At 56.1% G+C, this 3,046-nt stretch carries 3 protein-coding genes; 2 read left to right on the plus strand and 1 reads right to left on the minus strand.

The window, feature by feature from the left end:
* On the minus strand, positions 1-310 hold a 310-nt coding region (locus H5U08_RS14210), incomplete at its 3' end, for a tetratricopeptide repeat protein (protein WP_297034411.1).
* A gap of 540 nt (positions 311-850) precedes the next feature.
* Between H5U08_RS14210 and rdgB the strand changes: the two genes are divergently transcribed.
* Together rdgB and H5U08_RS14220 are read left to right on the plus strand one after the other, a co-directional pair.
* Entirely contained in the window at positions 851-1,477 is a 627-nt protein-coding gene (gene rdgB, locus H5U08_RS14215) for an RdgB/HAM1 family non-canonical purine NTP pyrophosphatase (RefSeq protein ID WP_297034415.1), read from the plus strand.
* A gap of 147 nt (positions 1,478-1,624) precedes the next feature.
* On the plus strand, positions 1,625-3,046 hold a 1,422-nt coding region (locus tag H5U08_RS14220), incomplete at its 3' end, for a peptide ABC transporter substrate-binding protein (protein ID WP_297034418.1).

Consider the following 3,046-nt stretch of genomic DNA (forward strand, 5'->3'; position numbering starts at 1 on the left):
CCCGACTCACGTTAAAGAACTTTGTGGCAGATTTCATTTCCAGTTCGGCCCCCTTTTTGAAATCCTCTTTTGCTTCATCCTCTCGACCCAACTGGAGATAGGTGAGGCCGCGAAAATAATAACAGCGGGGGTCGTCACTCCCATTCTCGATGGCGGCGTTGAAATCTTCAAAGGCCCCGGAATAATCCCGGGCAAAATACTTGTGCACGCCTTGACCATAGAGCTGACTGAGAATACTGTCCTGTGCCATCAACGAGGCAGCACCGACAGCAAACCCTGCCGCGAGGACGCAAAGGATTGTCCGCAACATTGAGCTCACTCCCGAGGCAGAATGATTCCCACAATTGACCGGTGCTAAAAGCCGACGTCCTGTGCCAACAACACTCCCCTCGCTTTCTTCCCGTCACAGCCTACTGCGCCGGCTCGGGTGATGTCGAAGCATTCCATTCACCCGTTGCCATCGGGGAAAAGGCCCGACCTGCACCGCCAGTCTAATGGCCATCGTAATTAGGAAAATAGGGCCTTTCAAGTCTCTCCCGATGTCTGCACAGTCTTGGAAGAAAGGACAACGCGGATAGGATAATCCTATCGAAGCAAGATTGCAAGCACCGGACCAGCCTGCGATCTTGGTTCTGTGTGAAAATGGATTCAAGCAACCCGGATCGGGCAACGTCTGCGTGCCGAGGGAGATTCTGTTACCATAAGACAAAACGGAGGACCGATGCGGCCTCAATCTGTCATGTCGAAGAACATCGAGGAAGAATATATTTTTGATTGCGCGATATTTGGTAATCCTTGAAACGTTGTCCCGGCGAGAACTGCGGATCGAAACGGAGGCGTTCAAGATATTATGACCCCACCAACAGGCGTTTTGGGCACAGGAAACGCGCATAAGGTCAGAGAGCTTCAGGACCTTCTTGCCGACACTCCCGTGGTGTGGCGCTCTCTGGCTGAGTTTTCTGGAATTCCAGAAGTGGAAGAGACCGGAAACACCTTCGCCGAAAACGCCCGGCTTAAAGCTGTGGGATATGCTCGGGCAATCGGGCAGTGGGTGCTGGCGGAAGATGCCGGCCTGATGGTGGACGCCCTTGGGGGAGAACCGGGAGTCCTGTCCGCACGCTATGCCGGTGAACCGCGGGACGATCGCAGAAATATTGAGCTTTTACTCCAGCGACTCAAAGATGTTCCTCCGGAACGCCGGACCGCCCAGTTCGTCTGCCATATGGTGCTGGCCGACCCTGCCGGTGAGATTGTGGCCGAAACGACGGGGGTATGCCGGGGACGGATCACCGACGCCCCCCGTGGTGTTCATGGATTCGGTTACGATCCGGTCTTCGAAATTCCCGAGTATCACCGGACATTTGCGGAGCTTGGGCTTGCGGTGAAGGGGTGTCTCAGCCATCGCGCGCGTGCTGCGCAGGCGATGGTGAACCACATCAAACGCCTGGTAATGTCCGGTCGCTGGCGCGGCGAATAGAAAACGGAAGGAAATCGTTCGGGGCGATGATTCCGTATCGCCGACGAGCTGAGCTGTAGTCGGACGTAGGCTTGACGGACGGAACAGTAACCATTTGGAAATGGGCCTTGAGGAAGCTTGGTGAACCCGTAAATCCCGCGGCAAGGCATGACAGGTCGGTTTATCGTCGCTTATGGTGTGATTGCCCTGGGGGTGATCGGTTTGGTTTGGGCCTTTTGGAGGCCCGGAGAACCGCCCGCAGATTTCTCCTTCTGTAACGGAACGGAAATCAAAACCGTTGACCCAGCGCTTGTGACCGGGCAGCCGGAGGGCAGGGTGGTTTGGGCGATTTTTGAAGGGCTGACCACCTACGACCCAAAAACGCTCGCGCCGCGTCCCGGGGTGGCCGAAAGCTGGGAGATTTCCGACGACAAGAAAGTTTACACCTTTCACCTTCGCAAAAACGCTTACTGGTCGGATGGCACGCCTTTGACGGCCGAGGATTTTCGCTGGTCTTTCCGCCGCCTCCTCCATCCGGAAACGGCGTCCGAATACGCCTATGAGCTCTGGTACGTGGTGAACGCGGAAAAATACACTTCCGGACGGGTCGAGGTGGGGGATCCCGTCGAGATCGAATTGGAAGAAAAGCCGCCGGGAGCTCCTCCTTATGCATCCGGTGTGATTCTTCGCGGCAGGCTCGTCGCCATTGAAGCTGGTCCGACCGGAACGGACGAGAATCAAACCGAGGCTTCGCCGATTTACGTAGTGGAGATCGACGGCCGCAGGGAATATTTTCAGAAACCCGAGCGAGAAGGCCAGCGGCCGCGTGATCCGCGGGCCCGCTCTTATCGGTGGTTGCTTTTCGACTTTGAGCATGTGGGCATCAAGGTGCTCGATCGGTTCACCCTGCAGATGACGCTCAACCATCCGGTGCCGTACTTTCTTCAGATCATCGGATTTTTCCCAATGATGCCGGTGCCACGGCACTGTATTGAGAAATACGGTTATCCCGCCTGGACCAAGCCCGAGAACATCGTGTCGAACGGGCCGTTCGTGCTCCAGTACCGCCGGATTCGCGATCGGATTCGCCTGGCGAAAAATCCCTGGTATTGGGATCGCGAGAATGTTCGGCTAAATACGGTGGATGTCTTGGCGGCGGAATCGGCCATTACGGGACTCAATCTGTACATGACCGGTGCGGCGGACTGGATTCCTGTGGTTCCCAACGAAGTTGTAGGAGAGCTTCTGCGGCAGAAGCGAAAGGACTTTCAGCCGTCCCCCTATCTGGCGGTGGAGTATTACATCGTCAATACACGTCGGCCGCCACTGGATGATCCCCGGGTACGTCGGGCTCTCGGCCTGGCTATCGACAAACGTGAGATCATCAGCCGAATTCTTCAAACGGGCCAGGAACCAGCGATGAGCTTTGTTCCTCCAGCCATTGCGAATTACATTCCCTATCAGCCGCCACAAATGCCGGACTACGATCCCGCAACCGCCCGCCGGCTCCTTGCCGAGGCTGGATATCCTGGCGGAAAGGGATTCCCCATAATCGAAATCCTTTACAATACGCACGTATCACATCAGGCC

Source organism: Thermogutta sp. (assembly GCF_014359955.1).
Taxonomy (GTDB): Bacteria; Planctomycetota; Planctomycetia; order Pirellulales; family Thermoguttaceae; genus Thermogutta.